12 protein-coding genes are annotated in these 20,141 nt (G+C 57.6%); 4 read left to right on the forward strand and 8 right to left on the reverse strand.

Annotated elements, in window-relative coordinates; all coding sequences use genetic code 11:
* Positions 1 to 420: 420 nt before the first annotated feature.
* The 5 genes from GbCGDNIH6_RS08130 to ffh all read right to left on the reverse strand — a co-directional run bounded on the left by GbCGDNIH6_RS08130 (position 421) and on the right by ffh (position 10,053).
* The gene (locus GbCGDNIH6_RS08130; protein ID WP_072563521.1) at positions 421 to 3,825 is read right to left on the reverse strand and encodes an AIDA repeat-containing protein; all 3,405 of its coding nucleotides are present in this window, start codon (positions 3,823 to 3,825) and stop codon (positions 421 to 423) included.
* A gap of 509 nt (positions 3,826 to 4,334) precedes the next feature.
* On the reverse strand, positions 4,335 to 6,062 hold the full coding sequence (gene betA / locus GbCGDNIH6_RS08135; RefSeq protein WP_072563522.1) for a choline dehydrogenase: 1,728 nt from the start codon (positions 6,060 to 6,062) through the stop codon (positions 4,335 to 4,337).
* Positions 6,063 to 6,079: 17 nt separating this feature from the next.
* The gene (gene betB, locus GbCGDNIH6_RS08140; RefSeq protein ID WP_232449762.1) at positions 6,080 to 7,597 is read right to left on the reverse strand and encodes a betaine-aldehyde dehydrogenase; all 1,518 of its coding nucleotides are present in this window, start codon (positions 7,595 to 7,597) and stop codon (positions 6,080 to 6,082) included.
* 461 nt (positions 7,598 to 8,058) lie between these two features.
* Positions 8,059 to 8,643: a transcriptional regulator BetI gene (gene betI / locus GbCGDNIH6_RS08145; protein ID WP_072563523.1), complete on the reverse strand. Its 585-nt coding sequence runs from the start codon at positions 8,641 to 8,643 to the stop codon at positions 8,059 to 8,061.
* A 42-nt stretch (positions 8,644 to 8,685) separates the two neighbouring features.
* Complete coding sequence (gene ffh, locus GbCGDNIH6_RS08150) at positions 8,686 to 10,053, reverse strand: signal recognition particle protein (protein WP_072563524.1); 1,368 nt, start codon at positions 10,051 to 10,053, stop codon at positions 8,686 to 8,688.
* A gap of 370 nt (positions 10,054 to 10,423) precedes the next feature.
* Here ffh and GbCGDNIH6_RS08155 point away from each other — a divergent pair, with 370 nt between their 5' ends.
* Positions 10,424 to 11,722, forward strand: coding sequence for a Hint domain-containing protein (locus tag GbCGDNIH6_RS08155; protein WP_081370046.1), 1,299 nt, complete (start codon positions 10,424 to 10,426; stop codon positions 11,720 to 11,722).
* Between the two features lie 183 nt (positions 11,723 to 11,905).
* Positions 11,906 to 12,088, forward strand: coding sequence for a hypothetical protein (locus GbCGDNIH6_RS12455; RefSeq protein WP_157692383.1), 183 nt, complete (start codon positions 11,906 to 11,908; stop codon positions 12,086 to 12,088).
* A gap of 40 nt (positions 12,089 to 12,128) precedes the next feature.
* On the opposite strand, the gene GbCGDNIH6_RS08160 is transcribed toward GbCGDNIH6_RS12455, so the two are convergent.
* The 3 genes from GbCGDNIH6_RS08160 to thrS all read right to left on the reverse strand — a co-directional run bounded on the left by GbCGDNIH6_RS08160 (position 12,129) and on the right by thrS (position 16,033).
* Positions 12,129 to 13,226: a hypothetical protein gene (locus tag GbCGDNIH6_RS08160; RefSeq protein WP_072563525.1), complete on the reverse strand. Its 1,098-nt coding sequence runs from the start codon at positions 13,224 to 13,226 to the stop codon at positions 12,129 to 12,131.
* Between the two features lie 144 nt (positions 13,227 to 13,370).
* A complete protein-coding gene (infC, locus tag GbCGDNIH6_RS08165) occupies positions 13,371 to 13,892 on the reverse strand; it encodes a translation initiation factor IF-3 (RefSeq protein ID WP_011632315.1) in 522 nt (173 codons plus the stop codon).
* A gap of 212 nt (positions 13,893 to 14,104) precedes the next feature.
* Complete coding sequence (gene thrS, locus GbCGDNIH6_RS08170; RefSeq protein ID WP_072563526.1) at positions 14,105 to 16,033, reverse strand: threonine--tRNA ligase; 1,929 nt, start codon at positions 16,031 to 16,033, stop codon at positions 14,105 to 14,107.
* A 277-nt stretch (positions 16,034 to 16,310) separates the two neighbouring features.
* On the opposite strand from thrS, the gene GbCGDNIH6_RS08175 reads away from it, so the two are divergent.
* Positions 16,311 to 17,339 (forward strand): catalase family peroxidase, encoded by a 1,029-nt coding sequence (locus GbCGDNIH6_RS08175; RefSeq protein WP_072563527.1) that lies wholly within the window; start codon positions 16,311 to 16,313, stop codon positions 17,337 to 17,339.
* A gap of 154 nt (positions 17,340 to 17,493) precedes the next feature.
* Positions 17,494 to 20,091 carry a S8 family serine peptidase gene (locus tag GbCGDNIH6_RS08180; RefSeq protein WP_072563528.1) on the forward strand — a complete coding sequence of 866 codons (2,598 nt, stop codon included), beginning with the start codon at positions 17,494 to 17,496 and terminating at the stop codon, positions 20,089 to 20,091.
* The last annotated feature ends 50 nt before the right edge of the window (positions 20,092 to 20,141 follow it).

The following is a 20,141-nucleotide window of genomic DNA, read 5'->3' on the forward strand; positions in this document are numbered from 1 at the left end:
AATATTACACTTCTGCAACTTTTATAAACGCACAAATCTCAAAAATGCTATCTTTCTGACGGACTAGCCTCGTTCGTTGATTTTCGCCAGCGTTTTTTCAATTTCAGGTGATTTTTATCGTCATGTGATTTTTAGCTAAAAATTAACATTTTTTAGCTAAAAAAACATTAATTTATATCTGAAGCGTATTGTTCCGCAGATCGGTTGGCGCACAATAGGGCGCCCTGCCTCGATGATGGGGGAGAGCATGCACAAGGCGACAGTTTCCGTCCCGGGCAGAGCCACGGGCGAAGGCCCCGGCAAGCCGTCAAAACAATAAAACCCCGCCGAAAATCGACAGGGTTTTATCTTATAACCATCCAAGGACGCCGGATATTTCCAGCGTCCCTTCCTGTATTGGCGATTGCTCCGGTCAGCACCTCATCCAAACTGGCTTCGGCTGAGTGCGGAGACACCGACGAGCGTAATCTGCGTGTTATCCGCCAGCGTAAAGTGCATGTTGCCGGCCCCGTCCATACTCTGCGTCGCATAAGACGCATCAGCCTGTGCACCAGAGAACCCGTTCAGGATCAGACGATCAACACCCACCGTAAACCCGCTGATCGTGTCAGAGCCTCCGCCCTGACCGTTGGCAAACGCAAATGCATCCACGACAGAACTGTTCGTGCTGCCGATCATCAGCGCATTGCCAGTCCCCGCAAACATCTCTGTACCGTTTCCATCAGCACCCGTCAGCGTCTCATTCCCAGAGCCCGCAACCAGAATGTTGCCACTCCCCGTAGAAGTCAGAACGTCACCGTTGCCACCACCCAGCGCCGTGCCATCACCCGTCACGGCAATCATGTTCGAACCAGCAGATCCACCAGCATAGATACCTTCGCTGCCGGAGCTAACGGTCACGCTTCCCGTGCCTCCAATGATCGTGTCTGCAACACCACGCCCCGTATAGTTCAGCGCTGCACCCCGCTGGCCAAATGCCAGCAGCCCCCCTTTGTCAGCAGCCGCGGCACCAAACAGATTGACCGTGCCGCCTGTGCCGGCAACGATCAGGTCACTGCCACCATTGGACATATAATCCATTGTCCCGCCCACCCCAAACAGCGTCGAGACACCATTACCACCAACAATCGTGCTGGCGCCCGTTGCCTGAATGAACGTCGTGATAATCTTGTTGGCGATCATGGTATATGTCCCACTGCCGCCAGCACCAACAATCGTATTCGCGCTATCGGTGACAGAGACTGTATCCGCACCATAGCTCCACACAACATTCCCGGCAGCAGCAAGATTGACCGTACTGCCTGCCTGACCTGTTACGATCATATTGCTACCAGATGCGGCATCAATCGTATCATGACCCCGACCGCCAAAGATCGTCGCTGAGCCCGCCCCATCACGGAACAGCGTCGCGCCGCGGCCACCAACCAGAATGTCGCCCTTGCCAATCGCCTGCAACATGCCGCCACCGGAACCGCTGGCCAGCGTATCTGCGCCCGCGCCACCGATGATCGTATCAGCCTTAGAGCCTCCGGCCAGAGACTGGTTCAGCGACGTGTTCAGGTTCAGCTCAAGCGGTGCAGCCTCGTTCGACAACGTCAGACGCACCATCGTCGGAGACGCACCGCTGGCCGCCGGCTGAACAACAAGGTTCGCCAACGCCGTCGCAACCTGAGCAGAGCTGCCCGTCACACTGTAGGTCTTGCCATCAGCGCTGACACTGCCAGCGCCAAGATTGGCGAAAGAACCAGCATAACCGGAGTTAAACCCGAAAGCAGCCGTCACGCTGGTGACTGTCGTGCTACCAAACGAAATCGTCTGCCCAGGCTGGAGACCACTTGTTGCATAAATCTCCGTAGAGGCTCCGTCTCCCTGCCTTACCAGGAAACGGCGTCCAGCCATACCATCATTGGCAAAATTAAATGCGTAGCTCGTACCACCACTCGTGACGACCTTTATGACACCAGACTGACTTGTCTGATCAATGTAGGTGCTGCTGTTATATGTGACACTGTCAAGGTCGATTGAATCATCACCCTGAAATCCACTGATTACCACATTGGAAAGAATTGAATTCTGGCCCAGAAGAGCCAGGGTACCACTACCAGTCCCGGTGAAAGAAAGTGATCCGCTGAGTACACCACCTGAATTGACAAGGATCGTCCCTTCGCCGTCAATCGTGTTATTAATCGACAGACCGCCGTAACTAATCCCCTGGTATCCGCCCGAGGTCAGGGTCGTCCCGCTTGCAACGCCACCAGATAAAATGACTTGCAAACCACTGGAGCCAGAACCGACAACCCGGACATTATAGGCAATCCCGGCAACTCTCTGTTGACCACCCAAAAGATTGGTGCCACTCGCCACGCCAGCTGCCGCAACAACCTGTGTTCCACCACTGACCACACTGGCTTCCGCAACGCCGCCAGAACTGACGAATTGCCAGCCTCCACTACTTACTGTTGTGGATGTAGCGGTTCCCCCCAACACAAGAGTTTGAGAGCCGCCGCCGCTGATCTGCGTTCCGCTGACTATACCACCGGAAGTGACAGACTGTATTCCGCCAGAACCGATTTGTGTCCCATTTGCACTACCATGGACGAGAATACCCTGTGAGCCACCCGCACTGATCAGCGTGCCATTTGCGATGCCCCCGGAGGAAACAAACTCCATGCCGCCAGAGCTGACCACAGTGCCGGAAGCAATACCGGCAACCGCCTCTACGCCTCCCGCGCCAAGAACGGTTCCAGTCGCACTGCCGCCAGAAGACACAAACTGCTGACCGCCAGAAGCGAGGATCGTTCCCGTCGCCGTCGCGCCAGACGAAACCGTCTGCGACGCAGACACCTGAATGGAAGTGCCAGTCGTTGACGCACCGCTCAGCAGAACCTGACTACCACCGGAACTGAACACTGTTCCGCTGAAGATACTGCCTCCCAACACAAACTGCGTACCGTCCTGACTGACCACCGTGCTGATCGCACGGCCGCCAGACGAAACGAACTGCGAGCCACCAGAAGCGAGGATCGTTCCAGTCGCTGTCGCGCCAGACGAAACCGTCTGCGACGCAGCCACCTGAATGGAAGTCCCGGTCGTTGATGCACCGCTCAGCAGAACCTGACTACCACCGGAACTGAACACTGTTCCACTGACGATACCACCGCCAGACACAAACTGCATGCCGCCAGAAAGAAGCGTCGTACCGCTCGCGACACCGCCAGACAAAATATACTCAAAGCCGCCCTGACTAACCGTTGTGCCCCTCGCGATACCGCCAGTGGAAACAACCTCCCCGCCGCCCTGAAGAACCGTCGTGACGCTCGCGATACCGCCTGACGAAACAATCTGCTGACCGCCATTACTGAGCTTCGTACCGCTCGCGATACCACCAGTGGAAACAATCTGCTGACCGCCACCTGTGACCGTCGAGTCGCTCGCAATACCGCCTGACGAAACAAGCTGCTGACCACCACCATTGACCGTCGTGCCGCTCGCGATACCGCCTGACGAAACAAACTCCCAGCTGTACATACCGAGCACTGTGCCACTAGCGATACCGGAAACATCCTGGACGTCGCCCGCGCTAACAACGGTTCCAGTTGCAGTGCCGCCAGGCAGGATGAGCTGTGTGGAGGGGTATGATCCCCGAGCGAGTGTCGTCGATACAGCAGAACCACCACTGGAAACAGTGATATAGACGAGATAGCCCTGTGCATTAGCCACAGTATTACTGACAGTCCCCAGAACATCCAGCCTCGCACTGCCAGCGCTTCCATTCAAATTCAGCCCGGTGGAAGTAACACCCGCAGCAACAGTAATGTCAGCCATTGGAAATCCTTGATTTAGAATAAAAACCGTCGACACAGACTGAAGTCTTTGGAAACCTTATGGACTCATGTGATCCCCAAAATCTTACATATTTTGTAACATTTTTAATGTTATGGAACACGAGAATCTCGAAACTGCTATTTCATTCCAGGAAAATAGACTTATTCGTTAATTTTGGCCAGTTTTTTTCAATTTCAGATAACTTATAATAAAAAATATTAATTTATATCTGAAATGCACTGTCTATCAGATCGATTGGCGCACAATTACGCTCTTCATGTCTCGATTATGGGGGAGAACATGCGCAAGGTGACAGTTTCTATCCCGGGCAGAGCCACGGACGCATGCCCCGGCAAGCCGTCAAAACAATAAAAACCCCGCCGAAAATCGACAGGGTTTTATCTTAAATTATCCAAGGAGGTTGGGTATTTCCAACGCCCCTTTCTGTATTGGCGATTGCTCCGGTCAGCACCTCATCCAAACTGGCTCCGGCTGAGCAGGATATTCGGTCAGGAGACGTTTACATCACGCCCAAATGCTCTCCGCGCACATGTTCCCCGTACGGGCGCACCATCTGCACGGTAATATGGTGCGTCGGAAGGCGGAAGGGACGCACGGCCACGGATGCGGTCGGCGATTTTTTCCGCCATCATAATCGTCGGGGCATTCAGGTTGCCGGTCGTGATCAGCGGCATGATCGAGGCATCCACCACTCGTAGCCCCTCCAGCCCATGCACGCGGCCCTCCGCATCCACCACCGCCGCATCATCCGTGCCCATCGCGCAGGAGCAGGACGGATGATACGCCGTCTCCGCATGACTGCGCACGAAGGCGTCCAGATCGGCATCGCTCGTCAACTCCATACCCGGGCTGAGTTCGCGACCACGATATTGATCCAGCGCAGGCTGGGCCATGATCTCCCGCGTGATGCGGATGGCAGCGCGGAATTCGCGCCAGTCCTGCTCATGCGACATGTAGTTGAACAGGATGCTCGGATAGACTTCCGGATCGCGCGATACGATCTGCACACGGCCGCGGCTGGGCGAGCGCATTGAGCCGACATGAGCCTGAAACCCGTGCATCTGCACCGCATTGGTGCCGTTATAGCTGATCGCGACCGGCAGAAAGTGATACTGGATGTTCGGCCACGCGAAATCATCATGCGAGCGGATGAAGCCGCCTGCCTCGAAATGATTGCTTGCACCGAGGCCCTTGCCGAGAAACATCCACTCCGCGCCGATCTTCGGCTGATTCCACCACAGCAGCGCAGGGTAAAGTGAGACAGGCTCCAGACATTCATACTGCATGTACATCTCCAGATGATCCTGAAGATTGCTGCCGACACCTTCCATAATCTGCACCGGTGCAATATCGAGCGCCTTCAGCACGGAAGCCGGACCAACACCCGAGCGTTGCAAAATCGCCGGGGAGGCAATTGCCCCGCCACACAGCAGAACCTCCTGCCTTGCATAAGCGATTTTGCTTTCTCCGCCATGAAGGAACGCAACCCCGATGGCGCGCTTGCCCGCGAACAGGATGCGGTCGGTCAGGGCATGGGTCAGGATGGTCAGGTTCTTCCGCTTCCGCGCCTGATCCAGATAACCCCGCGCTGTGGAGGCACGGCGGCCCTGTTTCGTGACCGTGCGATCCATCGGTCCGAAACCTTCCTGCTGATAGCCGTTCAGGTCATCAGTGCGCGGATAGCCCGCCTGCACGCCGGCTTCCACCATTGCCTCGAACAGCGGGTTGGCACCGCCGCCCGGTCTGCCGAGCTTCGATGTGGTGACGGATACCGGGCCATCACCGCCATGATAGTCATTGGGGCCGATATCCCGCGTCTCGGCCTTGCGGAAATAGGGCAGGCAATGGGCGTAGCTCCATTCCTCCAGCCCGTCCCGTTCCGCCCAACCATCGTAATCCATCGCGTTGCCGCGAATATAGCACATGCCGTTGATCAGTGAGGAACCACCCAGTCCCTTGCCACGCCCGCATTCCATGCGGCGATTGTTCATGAACGGCTCCGGCTCCGTCTCGAACGCCCAGTTATAGCGGCGCCCCTGCAGCGGATAGGCCAGCGCCGCCGGCATCTGGGTACGGAAGTCGAAGCGGTAATCAGGGCCGCCTGCCTCCAGCAGCAGAACGCGCGTTCCGGCATCCTCGGTCAGGCGGGTGGCCAGCACATTGCCAGCCGAGCCTGCGCCGATCACGATGTAATCGTATTCCTGCAAATTGCTCATCGCGCTGTCCCTCCCCCTCAGAAGACCGACTGGAAACCACCGAGTTCGATCAGCACCGATTTGATGCGGGTATAATGGCCCAGCGTCACCAGACCGTTCTCTCGCCCGACACCGGACTGTTTATAGCCGCCGACCGGCATCTCGGCCGGGGAGCCGCCCCAGGTGTTGATCCAGCAAATGCCCGCCTCCAGCCGGTGAATGACGCGATGCGCCCGGCTGAGGGATTCCGTCACCACTCCGGCCGCCAGACCGTATTCGGTGGCATTGGCGCGGGTGATCACCTCCTCCTCATCGCGGAAAGACAGCAGGCTCAGCACCGGGCCGAAAATCTCCTCACGCACGATGGCCATGTCGTCCCGGCAATCTCCGAACACGGTGGGTAATACGTAGGCCCCGCGGGAGAATTCAGCCTCCTGCGGCGCTCCTCCCCCCGCCAGCAGGGTTGCGCCCTCTGCCACACCACGCGCAATGCAGGACAGCACCTTGTCACGATGCTGGAAGCTCGCCAGCGGGCCGAACACCGTCGCCGGGTCTTCCGGATGGCCCAGACGGATCTTTGCAACGCGTGCCAGCAGCTTCTCCCGGAAGGCGGGCAACACGCTCTCCTGCACGAAAACGCGGGTGCCGTTGGTGCAGACCTGACCGGAAGAATAGAAATTCGCCATCACCGCAATATCGGCGGCCCGGTCCAGATCGGCATCCTCGAACACCAGCAGCGGGGATTTGCCGCCCAGCTCCATCGTCACTTCCTTGAGCGAAGACGATCCGGCCAGCGCCATGACCTTCTTTCCGGTCTCCACCCCGCCCGTGAAGGAGATTTTCTCGATCACCGGATGCGCCGTCAGCATCGCCCCGACATCGCCGCAACCCTGCACCACGTTGAACACGCCATCCGGCAGCCCGGCCTCGGTATAGATTTTCGCCAGTTCGATCACCGTCAGCGGCGTGACCTCGCTGGGCTTGAAGATCATCGCATTGCCCGCCGCCAGGGCCGGAGCCGATTTCCACAGCGCGATCTGCACCGGGTAATTCCATGCACCAATCCCGGCCACCACGCCCAGCGGCTCCCGCCTTGTGTAAGCAAATTGGGTCGCATTGAGCGGTATCTGCTCACCCTCGATCGCCTGTGCCAGCCCGGCGTAATATTCCAGCACATCCGCACCGGTCACGATGTCCACCGTGCTGGTTTCGCTGAATGGCTTGCCGGTATCTTTCGTTTCCAGCCGTGCGAGCACGTCGTTGCGCGCACGCAGAATATCGACCGCCCGACGTAGAATGCGCCCACGCTCAATCCCCGTCATGGCCGCCCAGATGCGCTGCCCTTCCTGCGCACTGGCCACGGCGCGGGCAATCTCAGCTTCACTGGCAGCAGCGATGTGCGCCAGGACGCTGCCATCTGCCGGATTGACCGAGGTAAAAACCTCCCCCGTACCAGCCTCAACCTGGCCATGAATATACAATCCCGGCATCAGGGAATCGGGAACATGAGCTTCCTGTAACGCAACCGGAGATGTGGGAGGAGAGGGAATGGTCATGATCGGGATGTCCTTGCATGCGCCTCAGCCGGGGTTGAAGCTTTGATTCTACAAGACTATTTACTTTAAATTGAACGACCATTCAATAAAAAATACACTCTTCTTCCTGATCAAAAACTAAAAGTAGCTTTGATTTATTGGTTATGAAATTTTAAGTTGACATAGAGGCTTCCCACATGAAAAAAGCAGTCATCTGATCAAGAATTAACAAGAAATATAGTTAAGATCGGGTAGCTGAATTTGATCCTATACGTCTATTACTAGTGCGTCTAATAATGACTCCGGATTAATCACAGTTAAAATACTATTGCTACGTTAATGACTATAACGGGCGCATGGTGTGTCGGCATCTGAAGGCTGCTTAGGCATTCAGTTAGGTGTTAAGCCCAAGATTATGGGTGCGACACACCATACTCTGTTTACATTGCGCAGTTGTATGCTGATATTCCATACATAGTTTGTCACAAACAGGTGCTAAGCTTTCGATCTATATAATCAAAAGCCACCTGAATATTTTCCTCATTAACTTTTCCGGCAAGAGTGGCCCGCAGCCATAATCCGTCAATCAGCGCCGCCAGCCCCAGGGCGGAATGATGCGCCTGCTCCATCGTCTGCACACGCAGAAACTGGGTACGCAACAAACGATGGAGATACCATGCATTGATCTGCTGCAATCGCCGCAAATGCGGCTGATGCATGGAGGATGACCAGAAAGCCAGCCATGCCTTGGCCGCGGCGGTACTGGTCTGTGTGCCATCAAAATTACCCTCGACAATGGCACGCAGCAGGGTACGCGGCGTATCATCCACCGCCGCTTTTCGTCTGGCCCGCATGGCGGCGAACAGATCCGCCAGAATCTGGCGCATCGCCGCCTCCAGCAAGGCTTCCTTGTCCTGAAAATAATGGGCGATGATCCCGGTCGAAACCCCTGCGATCCGGGCTATCCTGGCCACCGTCGTATCACTCAGCCCCACTTCGTCAATCGATTGCAGCGTGGCACGGATCAGCTGGGCGCGACGGATTGGTTGCATGCCCACTTTAGGCATTATGTCCCTCTCCTGCTGCTCCCGCGCCTGCCAACCATCCCATCACTGCGGGCGGTGTCGCTGGGCCATCAGCGCCTGCATGCCGTTGCGCATCAATCCTTTCTGACCCAGCTTGCTGAACTGCTTCATCATCTGACTCATATCATCGAACTGCTTCAGCAGACGGTTAACATCCTGCACCTGCACGCCAGCCCCGGCGGCAATGCGTTTTTTGCGGCTGGCTTTGATGATGTCCGGGTTACGGCGCTCCTTCACCGTCATGGAGCTGATGATCGCTGCCTGACGCTTCAGGATCGACGTATCGATATTGGCGTTCTCAATCTGCTGTTTGAATTTTCCCAGACCAGGCAACATACCCATGATGGAGGATAAACTACCCATCCGGGAAATCTGTTTCAGCTGCTTGGCGTAATCTTCCAGCGTGAAGCGCCCTTTGAGCATCTTCATCGCCATTTCCTCGGCCTCGGCCTCGTCGATGGTCTCGGCAGCCTTTTCGACCAATCCGGCTACGTCGCCCAGGCCCAGAATACGGCCGGCCACACGTTCCGGATGGAAATCCTCCAGTGCATCCAGCTTCTCGCCAGAGCCGGTTAGCTTGATAGGTGCGCCGGTCACCGCCCGCATGGACAGTGCGGCACCGCCGCGCGCATCGCCATCCATCCGCGTCATGACGATACCGGTTACGCCCACCGCCTCATTGAAGGCACGGGCCGTGTTCACCGCGTCCTGCCCGGTCATGGCATCGACCACCAGCAGGGTTTCCGAAGGGTTGGTCTCAGCGCGGATCGCCTTGACCTCCTCCATCAGCTCCTCATCGATGGCGAGACGGCCGGCAGTGTCGAGGATCACGATGTCATAGACCTCGCGCCGTCCTGTCTCCATGGCACGGCGGGCGATCTCCACCGGGGTCTGGCCCTGAATGATCGGCAGGGAGGCAACCCCTGCCTGCTCCGCAAGCTGCTGCAGCTGAAGCTGGGCCGCCGGACGCTGGGTATCCAGGCTGGCCAGCAACACGCGCCGCCGTTCCTTTTTCGCCATACGCAGCGCCAGCTTGCCGCTGGTGGTGGTCTTGCCGGAACCTTGCAAACCCACCATCAGCACCGGCACGGGCGCCACCGCATTCAGGTTCAGCGGGACTGCCCCGGCACCACCCAGCTGTTCGATCAGCGCATCATGTACGATCTTCATCACCTGCTGACCGGGTGCCACGCTGTCGATGACTTCCGCGCCTGCCGCACGCTCCCTGACCGAGGCGATGAAGTCTTTCACCACCGGCAGTGCGACGTCGGCATCCAGCATGGCCAGCCGCACTTCGCGCAGTGCCTCCGCCACATCGGCCTCGTTCAGCGCGCCACGGCCACGCAGCTTGTCGAAAACGCCGGTGAGCTTGCCCGAAAGTGTGTCGAACATAACGCAAACCCTTGATCCATCAGAAGGATGGGGTGTGCGGCCCGGGAAGGCAGAATGTCAAGCGCGTTCGCCCGCCTGCAACGATACAGACCGAACCCCGAGACAAGTGCAACATCACCCCTGCAAAAATTTTCTACTTAAAATATTATACCGAGTATATATATCATTTGTCTGGTTTAAATGATTAAAAATCCAAAATATTCTATAAAATCAACTATCATTTTGCTTTCATAACTTTCTAATAAGCCATCATCCATTTTAAAAATTTAAACCTATCGTGGCATGGATTGGAACTGATTTATCCAATAACAATTGGAACACAGGCGATAACTGGCAAGGAGGCAGCCCTCCTTACTCTTATCAAAGTGCGGTGTTTCAGAATGGAGCCACCGCTTTCCTGTCGGGTAACCACAATATCGAAGATCTCTCGATCTCAGGGGCAGTGACGATCGCCTCTGACGGGCATACACTGCATAATGACAATGCCCGGCTGATACTGGCAGGCGGATCAGTGCTGGTGCTGGATAACGTCCATCTGGTCACTCAGACGACAATTATTTCCTCCGGTCAGGCCACCATCCGGCTTCAGGGTGCTCAACTGGAAATTGAATATGGCAGCTACATGCCGGCCACGCTGGATTTTCAGGATCGACACAATGCGGATGGCAGCGTTTCCGGCAGCACGGTGATGATCAATTCCGAAGGTGCGAAAGCCAATATGTTCGCGTCGATCACAAACCTGACCACTCGTGATGCCATCATCCTGACCAATGCACCGACCGGTGGCTCCCGGATCTATCTTCAGGCCAACGGGGATGGAAGCTACTCCCTGATAGAGCAAATGCCGGAATGGGGTGGACAGACCTCCATCCTGTGCAGACATGTGAGGCTCGCCACAGGGCTGACCGCCGGTGATTTCACCTCTCTCAACCAGAACGGAATACTGGAGCTGGTCTGCTTCCTGGGCGGCAGCATGATCAGCACCCCGGAAGGCGAAAAGCCGGTCGAAACCATCTACCCCGGCAACTCCATTCTCGCCCTCGAAAACGGCCAACCTGTTGCACGCAAGGTCATCTGGTCAGGCATTGCAACCGCACATGTGAATCAGGACCTGCCCGATGACCAGGCCGGATATCCGGTGCGGATCAGAAAAGACGCCATCAGCGATCAGGTGCCGTATAAGGATATGCTGATTACCCCCGATCACTGCCTGTATCTGGAAGGTTACTTTATCCCCGCCCGTCTGCTGGTGAACGGAAGAACGATTTTTTATGATCGCTCTTTTACATCCTATCAATATTATCATATCGAAACAGAGAAACATGCGGTCATCACCGCAGACGGGGTTCTGACAGAAACTTATCTGGATACCAGCAATCGCAGACAGTTCAGCCCTCTCGGCACAGAGCAGACCAGCAGGAACGTCACCATGTTCGGAGGCCGGAAATCGAACTGGACCGAGGATGCCGCTGCAAAACTGGCCGTGACACCCGATCTCGTGGAGCCGGTGTTCCGCCGTATTGAGGCCCGCGCCAACGAATTTGCTCCGCCGGCCCGCCCCTCCACGACCACAGAGCGGCAGTTGCAGCTCAAGACACAAGATGGCCAGATGCTCCGCCAGGTAAGGGAAATCAATGGCAGGGTCTGTTTATGGTTCCTGCCGGGGTGAATGCCGTGCGTATTCTCTCCAACGCCTCCCGTCCCTGTGACGTAACGGGGCCATTTCTGGATGATCGCCGCAACCTGGGTGTGTTGATCGGCGAGGCAGTCCTGTATGATTCAGGGATGACCCACACCCTGAACGCCCATCTGGAGCACGAAGGGCTGGAGGGATGGCATAATCCCCCTCCCTATGAGGCCTCTACCGGGGCATGCTCCGGCCCGCTGGACCAACGGCAATGCGCTGCTGCCGCTTGGGAAACGTCAGGATGGGGCGATTGGTCTGTTGTCATTACAGGTGCTGGCCGGAGGCCCCTACATCATCGCAACACCGGCTGATGAAGACAGGCTAATCAATATTACCGGAACAGCCTGACCACGCAGAGATCAGGACGGTCAGGAAGCGACCATACGCGCTACTGGCCATGTGATACTGGCCATGTGAAATCCGGAATCGCCTGCGAGGCGGCCAGCAGATGCTCGGCCGCCCGTGCGGCCCTTTCGTATTCTATCTCCTCGGCTGATCGCGTGTCATACCAGGCCCATTGCGCCATGCGATAACGGGCAGCCTCTGCCAGTTCGGCATTCTCATGACTGCGCCAGAGCTGCATCAGTCGGTCTGCTTCCTGATGGTTGCCACCGGCACGGGCGATCTCCCCCGCCACGACATCCTGCGCGAAGGCATCGTCCGGAGCCAGTCCTCTGGCCCGATCGAGCGCGGCAGTGGCAGCTTTCAACCATCGCTTCGCACAAAGACCACGCGCCAGTTCCAGCCAGAAAACCGGACTTTTCCGCCGTCCGGCCCGGAAAGCGCGGCGGAAAGCCGCATGATCAAACCGGCCCAGCACGAGATCCATCGCCAGCATCGGCAACACTCTCGCCTGCTGAAGCGCCCGGAACATGTGATGCCCGCAGAACCGCAAGGGCAGCGGGGTCAGGTCATGATACATCAGGATGGCCCGCACATGCGGCCGGTCCTCGCTATCCGGGTCGTAAATAATAGTACCGCGCTGCAACCGACCGATCAGCCGCATCCGATCCTGACGAAAAGCAATTCCTTCCGCCTCCCGCCGCCAACGCCAGTCCTGCGGCATCAGCGCCGGATCAATGGAGAATTGGGGGGCCACCGCCACCAGATCATCCAGCGCCAGACTTTCCGCGAAATTGATGGCTGCATACCCGCCCATGCTGCCGCCATACCCGACACGGCGGCGCCCCTTCGTTTCTGCCAGCACGGCGTCGATCAGTTCAGTCATCTCGTCCTGCTGATACCAATCATTGGCAGCCGGTTTGATGGCGATGACATCCAGCCCGCGATGCGTAAAGAAAGTCTCCCCGGTGACGGGGGCCTCCATATCCGGCTCCGGCATCCAGGTTTCAAAAAACACAACGACCGGCCCATCTGGAACCCGCACCTCCACATCGGCAGGCAGAAAGCGGGCCAGATAATGCGCGCCGCGGAAAATCTCCCGGGCGATCCGATCCGGTGAGGAAGCAGAAGAAGGCTGTGTCATGCGGCGATCATTGCCAAAGCCCCGATCCGGCGCAAGACATGACGCAGAGGATAGAAACAAGCTGTCCCCTCAACGCAGAACGCCCCCGGAAGAAAATCTTCCAGGGGCGTTACGCATCCATCCCATCACGTCGAACCCTATGGCTCAGCGCGGCGCGAGCACCATAACCATCTGCCGGTTTTCCATTTTCGGCATCTGCTCGACCTTGGTTTCCGCGTCCAGCTCCTCACGGATACGCTGGAGCACACGGGCACCGAGTTCCTGATGCGCCATTTCGCGACCACGGAACCGGAGCGTCACCTTCACCTTGTCGCCTTCCGAGATAAAGCTGCGCATTGCCCGCATCTTCACCTGGTAGTCGTTTTCATCGATGTTGGGACGGACCTTGATTTCCTTGATCTCGATGACTTTCTGGCGCTTACGAGCCTCGTTTTTCTTTTTCTGCTGTTCATATTTGAACTTGCCGTAGTCGAGGATCTTGACGACCGGCGGCTCGGCGTTCGGGCTGATTTCCAGCAGATCGAGACCAACGGCATAGGCGCGAATCAGCGCGTCACGCGCGCTCATCACACCTTGCATCTCTCCATCCTGATCGATGAGGCGGACCTGCGGAACGCGGATTTCCTCATTTACACGGGGCCCGTCGCGATTAGGCGGTGCGGGCAAGGGCGGCCTGGCTATGGATCTCTCCTGTATCTGTTATCACGAATGCCCCGCCGCCATGGCTGCCTGGAAAGCGACCGAAAGCAGACGGGGTTTTGCAATGGCTCTATTTGCCCCTCAACCCGCCGATGATCAAGGGCAAAGACAGGAATGACTGCCCAGCCCCTGCATCAGGACGATGATACTGCGGTTTTGGCCTCCTGCCCGGATCAGGTTTACTGCCGCAGATCGGGCGGCGTCGCCTCCGCGGCGAGGGCTGAGATTGCTTCGTCCAGCGCCACCACCTGTTGCTCCTGAGAGCCGAGGCGGCGGATCGCTACCTGACGTTGTTCGGCTTCGCGCCGTCCCACCACCAGAATCACCGGCACATGGGCCAAGCTGTGTTCGCGGATCTTGGCATTGATCTTCTCATTGCGCAGATCGGCCTCCGCCCAGGTGACGCCTGCGCGTTTCAGGGCCGTCACCACCTCCATCGCATACGCGTTCGCGTCGGAGACGATCGGCGCCACCACCACCGGCACCGGCGCCAGCCAGAGCGGGAAGCGACCCGCATATTGCTCGATCAGAATGCCGATGAAACGCTCGAAACTACCCAGAATGGCCCGGTGCAGCATCACGGGGCGACGGCGGGCGCCATCCTCGGCCACATACTCCGCATCCAGACGCTCCGGCAGCACGTAATCCACCTGCAGCGTGCCGCACTGCCAGTCCCGCCCGATGGCGTCGCGCAGCACGAATTCCAGCTTCGGACCGTAGAACGCCCCCTCGCCCGGGTTCAATTCATACTCCACTCCGGCCAGACGGCAGGCTTCACGCAACTCGTGCTCGGCGCGGTCCCAGTCTTCATCCTTGCCGGCACGGCTCTCCGGACGATCGGCGAATTTCACGCGGAAACTGTCGAAGCCGAGATCACAATACACCGAGGCCAGCATCGCCACGAAATCCGCGGTTTCCTTGGCAATCTGCTCCGGCATGCAGAAAATATGCGCGTCGTCCTGCGTGAAGGAACGCACCCGCATAATCCCGTGCAGCGCGCCGGACGGTTCGTAGCGATGGCAGGCCCCGAATTCCGCCATACGCAATGGCAGTTCCTTATAGCTGCGCAGACCGTGACGGAAAATCTGCACATGGCACGGGCAGTTCATCGGCTTCAGGGCGAGGGTCTTTTCCTCATCCTCCACCGTAGCGATGAACATATGCTCCCGGTATTTGTCCCAGTGACCGGAATCTTCCCACAGGCTGCGATCCACCAGTTGCGGCGTGCGGACCTCCTCATACCCCGCCTCGATCTGGCGGCGGCGCATGTAGTTTTCCAGCGCCCGATACAGCCGCCAGCCTTTCTTGTGCCAGAAGATGGAGCCGACAGCCTCTTCCTGGATATGGAACAGATCCATCTCCTTGCCCAGTCGGCGATGGTCGCGGCGTTCGGCTTCCTCCAACTGATGCAGATAGGCATCCAGCTCCTTCTGATCGCGCCATGCGGTGCCGTAGATGCGGCTGAGCATCGCGTTGCGGTGATCGCCACGCCAATACGCGCCTGCCACCTTCATCAGACGGAAAGCCGGACCGATATCCCCGGTGCTGCGCATATGCGGGCCACGGCACAGATCCAGCCACTCGCCCTGACGATATACCGTGATCGTCTCGGTATCCGGCAAATCCTGAATCAACTGGGCCTTATATTTCTCGCCCTTGTCCTGAAAGAAACGGATCGCATCCTGACGGTCCCACACCTCGCGTTCAAACGGAGCGTTGCGGGCGATGATCTCGCGCATTTTCGCTTCGATCGCAGGCAGGTCTTCCGGCGTGAACGGCTCGTTGCGGGCGAAATCGTAGTAGAAACCGTTCTCGATCGACGGGCCGATGGTCACCTGCGTGCCGGGGAACAGCTCCTGCACCGCTTCCGCCAGCACATGCGCGGCATCGTGGCGGATCATCTCCAGCGCGACTTCGTCCTTACGGGTGACGAACACCACATGCGCATCAGCCGCAATGGCGCGGGACAGGTCCATCATCTGGCTGTCCACCTTCATTGCCAGAGCCGCGCGCGCCAGACCGGGACCGATATCGGCCGCGATCGTAGTGCCCGTCACCGGCGCATCATAGTGGCGCACGGAGCCGTCGGGCAGGGTGATCGCTGGCATGATATCGGTATCCTGATGATAAAAAGTGAAGGCGCTGCACCTAAACGCAGCCGAACCGATTGTCCACCGTCATGGGGTCAGACCTGCCCTCCTTCTCCTCCTTCCCCCATCTTTCCCTTTGACTGCAATGCGGGAGAAAGGGAGCAAGACAACACGGGGAAAGGATGATTATCCTCCGCCTGTGAGGGGCGTATCTACTGCCTTTCTTTCCTTCAGCCGCCCCCGAAAACACCCGGATCAACCGGGATCCCATCCATCATAAGGGTTTCCTCCCCCCATGTCGTACCCTGTGTCGCACCATCATACTCGACCGCCTTATATCCGGGCTGCCGCTGCCGGGCTGTTGCTTGCTGCTGCTTTCTCACTGTCTGCCGCCGGCCCCGCCATGGCGGAGGATGGAGCCTCCATGCCCGAGCAGATCGTGAATGTCATGAATATAATGTGGGGCAAGCAGGCCCCCGGCCAGCGGGCCAATCATGCCAAGGGTGTGCTGGCGGAAGGCACATTCACCCCAAGCCCAGATGCGAAAAAGCTCAGCCGGGCAGGCATTTTCACGGGCAAGACCATTCCCGTCACCGTGCGCTTCTCAGACGCCACCGGCCTGCCTCATGTCGCCGACCTCTCGCCGAATGCCAATCCCCACGGCATGGCCATCCGATTTCACGACAAGGGTCATACAGATGTCGATGTGATCACCAACTCCCTGCCCTTTTTCCCGGTCCGCACGCCGGAAGAATTTCTTCAGCTACTGACTGCAATTTCGAAAAGCAAGGATGCGCCTCACCCGACCCCGGCCGAGCAGTTCATCATCACTCACCCCACCGTAGCCGGAGCAGTCGGCGCCCTCAAAACACCGTCCAGCTTTGCGAGGGAAACATACAACGGTATCAACACCTTCATTTTCACCGATAGCGATGGCAAGAAACATCCATTCCGATTCAAAATCTCCCCGATCAGCGGCGCCCATCATCTGACGCAGCGGGAAGCCGAGAAACAGAAGCCGGATTTTCTGGTGGATGAGCTGCCGACGCGACTGAAAAAAGGCCCTGTCAAATTCGCTCTCTATGCCGTTCTGGCTGAAAAAGACGACGCGATCGAAGATGGGTCAAAGCGCTTCCCGGCAGATCGCCGCCAGGTCCAGCTCGGCACGATCTCCATCACGCGCATCCCCGAGGATGCGGCCAAACAGGCAGCCTCCATCCTGTTTCTGCCCGGCAATCTGGAAGCCGGGATCGAAGCCTCCGCCGATCCGCTGATCGACGCGCGTAATGCCGCCTATGCAGTGTCCTTTTCGCATCGGCAGTAAGCGATATCAGCAGAAGCAGTGCACGAAAACCACAGTGTGCACTGCTTTCCAAGGATAACCATTCTTTCACAATTATCCCATTGTAAGGAGAACAAAAATGATAAAAATATAATTTATGTTTCTTCGTGTTATTTTTTATATCCAGGGTCGATGAATGTCTTTTTCCGGCCTGCCGAATGATCCGCTGTTTCAGTATCAATGGTATCTGCAAAATACCGGACAGGCAGGGGGAACACCCGGGATCGATATTGATGTCACGCCGCTATGGTCCCGCTACACTGGCAAAGGGGTTCGTGTCGGTGTCATCGATGTCGGAACCCAGCTCGATCATCCCGATCTGGTCCAAAATATCGACCCGACCGCTACGTGGGATGCCGCACAGGACAAACCGGGCGGTGGCCCGACCACTGCCGCGGAAAATCATGGCACTGCCGTCGCCGGTCTGATTGCCGCCGCCGCAAATAACGGGATTGGCGGAGTGGGAGTTGCCCCCGATGCCACGCTCGGCATCTATCACGAAGCAGAGGGAACGGTTCCCTACCCGGTGAATCCGCAGGAATTCTCGATTGCCTTCACGCATGCGCTGAACGACCGGATGGATGTGGTCAATGCCAGCTGGGGGGTCGGAACCCCGTTCGCGCCCTTCATGTCCGGGCTTCAGACACTGGCACAGCAGGGCCGCAACGGACTTGGCACCGTGATCGTGATGTCCAGCGGTGACAGCCGTGGCAGAGGCTCCAACGCCATCATGAACGCCACCAAGAATTCCCAATACGTGATCGCGGTCGGGGCCGTCGACAATACCGGCATCGTAGCCAGATATAGCACGCCGGGCGCCAGCCTGCTGATCACCGCGCCGGGCGGCTCTGCCACCAATCCCTCTGCCTCTACACCCGGTTCAGACATCGTCTCCACCGATCGCACCGGTTCTGATGGCTATAACACCCTTGCCGGTGCTGCCGGAGATTATGTCTATAATTTCAACGGCACCTCTGCCTCCGCGCCGATTGTATCAGGCATCGTGGCCCTGATGCTTCAGGCCAATCCCAACCTGAATTATCGTGATGTACAGCAGATTCTGGCCCAATCTGCACGCATCATCGATGCAGGCTCCGTCAAATGGTTCCAGACGCATTCGGCAGACTGGAATGGAGGAGGCCGTTTCTACAACGCCGATTACGGATTTGGTCTGGTCGATGCCCGCGCCGCCGTGCGTCTGGCCGAAAGCTATCGGGGCCGCAGCGTCACCGGAACCGGGCAGACACTGACCGCTGCCTATCAGCCTGCAAGCCCGGTCGATATTGCACTCGATCCATCAGGTACAGCACCGACACGGATCAGCTTTACCATCGATAACGCCATTTCTGTTGAGCATGTCAGCCTGAATCTGAACATGAATGTGCCGGATTCAGGCAATCTTCGTCTTGGTCTGACCTCGCCAGCGGGCACCACCGCGTTCCTGCTGGTGAACATTGCCGATATGCAGAATGTTCCTTGGAAACAAGGCGGTTTTACACTGACCTCGCCCATTTTCCAGGGAGAACATGCGCAAGGCACCTGGACAATGAGCATCTGGGACAATGCTCATTTCTCAACCCCCACGACGCCCGATACGCTGACCAGCGCGACATTGAGTGTCACAGGATCGCAGCCTGCCAGCCATGACATTGTCTACACGAATGATTTTCCGACTTTGGCCAGCCAGAGTACAAGCCGGCTGATCTTATCCAGCACACAGCCAAACCCGGTTTTCAACGCCTCTGCTGTAAGCCTGCCGGTCAGCATCAGCATTCCGGTGCAGCGCTTTTCCATTGGGGGGACTTCGGCCTCCATCGCGCCTGCAACCACCTTGTCGGCACTTTATACCGGCGATGGCAATGATACGCTGGTCGGTGGCAGCAGCGCCATGACCTTCAATCCCGGCTATGGCAATAATACTGTTCTCCTCGGCAATGCCAACAACATCGTTAACTCCAGGGGACAAGATACCATTACCGCAACACAGGGTGCGGCAACTGTGCGGGCTTCCGGTAATGCCATGGTGTTCAACAATGCCGCCCAGCTGAATTTCGTCAGTTCAGGGGGGGCCAGCACCATCATCGGTGGCAGCGGAGCCATGAGCGTCAATGGCGGGGCCGGCAAGGTCACCGTCTTCGGTGGCACAGGCGCCGATACCATCATCGGCGGCAGTGCCGGGGGTAATCAACTCTCTGCCAATGGCGCGGGCAGCACACTGTTCGCCAACGGGAATGGCAACGTGCTGCTCGGCAGCCAAACGGGTGCCGTGACGCTCGCAACGCAGGGGGCCAATAACACCGTGTTCGGGGGCATTGGCGGCGGCACCATTCTCAGCAATGGCACCAATGATCTGGTGGTGATGGATCAGGGCGCCACCACCCTGTTCGGTGGACAGAATGCCGCCATCTTCACCAACAGCGCCAATGCCAATATCGTCGGCGAGACAGGCTCCTACGCCGTCGGCTTCGGCAGTGGCACCAGCAACGCATGGGCCAGCGCCTCCACCGATCTGTTCCTGTTCGCCAACGGACAGGCCGGAGGAAACGTCACCATCGGCAATTTCCAGAACGGAAAAGACTTTATCCAATTACAGGGATATGGCGATAACGCAGTGCAGACCGTTCTCGCCAGTGCTCAGCAGACTACATCCGGACTATCCCTGACGCTCAGTGATAATACCCATATCACCCTGCTCGGTGTCACCAGCATCAATCAATACAGCTTTATGACCTGAGAGATGCTTACATTGCTATGTATACTGCTCTGCACTTAGCTTTCCAGCTT

It is taken from the genome of Granulibacter bethesdensis (assembly GCF_001889525.1).
Taxonomy (GTDB): domain Bacteria; phylum Pseudomonadota; class Alphaproteobacteria; order Acetobacterales; family Acetobacteraceae; genus Granulibacter; species Granulibacter bethesdensis_C.